Consider the following 1,118-nt stretch of genomic DNA (forward strand, 5'->3'; position numbering starts at 1 on the left):
CAATCTTCTTGCCAACCTCGCCCCGATCTTCGTGGTGCTCGGGTCCAACCTGTTTTTGGGTAAGAAATTCAAGCCCGGCTTCCTGTTCGGGATGCTGTTTGCGCTGGCCGGCGCATTCATCCTGATCGGACATCGGCTGGATTTCGGGTCGACCTACATGGCGGGGAACCTGTTAGGTCTTTTGACTGCATTTTTTTATGGCTCGTATCTTCTGGCGGTCAGCCTCGTGCGCTCGAACTATCGAACGATGACCGTCATGGCATGGAGCAGCGTCGGCACGCTGATCATTCTCTTGCCCATCACGCTCTTGCGCGGCGAGTCGCTTGTTCCGCACACGATCAACGGGATGCTGATGCTGCTGGCCCTGGCTGTCGTGTCTCATGTCGGAGGTCAAGGCCTCATTGCTTATGCGCTGGCCAAGCTCCCGGCCGCGCTTTCTTCAATCACCCTGCTGATACAGCCTGTCATTGCAACCGTGCTCGGCGCCTATCTGTTCCATGAATATCTGAGCGCCACCGAATTTGCGGGGGCCGTGATCATTCTGATCGGCATCGTTACCGCACGACGATTTTCTTAAGCGCTCCGTCAACCGAGGAATTCATGTCTCCTTATCTCTGCCATATCGAATCCGATTGCTTTCAATTCGAAGCCAATGTCATAGCACGCCGCCCGAATGCGGTTCTTCTCGACCGGTCCTTCTTCTATCCGGGCGGTGGCGGGCAATTGGCGGATCGCGGCACGCTGCAATGGAATGGTGGCGAGATCAAGATCAGCCGGGTCGAAACGGAGGGCCGCAATGCGTGGCACTGCTTCGACGAAAGCGAAACCGCCACGATCCCCGGCGATAAGGTCGTCGCCAAAGTGGACCAGGATTTCCGCTTCATGATGAGCCAATTGCACACGGGCCTGCACATCCTCAATGCGCTCGTCTATCAGCGCTTCGAGGGCTCGCTGGTAACGGGTGTGCAAATGGCGGCCGACGGCACGGCCCGTATCGACTTCGACCTGCCTGCAGCCGACAACAACGAGTTGCGTAAGCTCGAGCCCGAGCTCAATACCCTCATCTCCGATGGGCTGCAGGTGAATGCGGTGTACCTCGATGCGGCCGGACTCTCGCG

2 protein-coding genes are annotated in these 1,118 nt (G+C 57.8%); both read left to right on the top strand.

Annotated elements, in window-relative coordinates:
• Positions 1-577 (top strand): DMT family transporter (locus tag ACSFA3_RS25125; RefSeq protein WP_435508059.1); only part of this gene is annotated, 577 nt, incomplete at its 5' end.
• Between the two features lie 23 nt (positions 578-600).
• Positions 601-1,118 (top strand): alanine--tRNA ligase-related protein (locus tag ACSFA3_RS25130; RefSeq protein ID WP_435508060.1); only part of this gene is annotated, 518 nt, incomplete at its 3' end.

The organism is Variovorax glucosi (assembly GCF_051216695.1).
In the GTDB taxonomy this organism is placed as follows: Bacteria; Pseudomonadota; Gammaproteobacteria; order Burkholderiales; family Burkholderiaceae_C; genus Variovorax.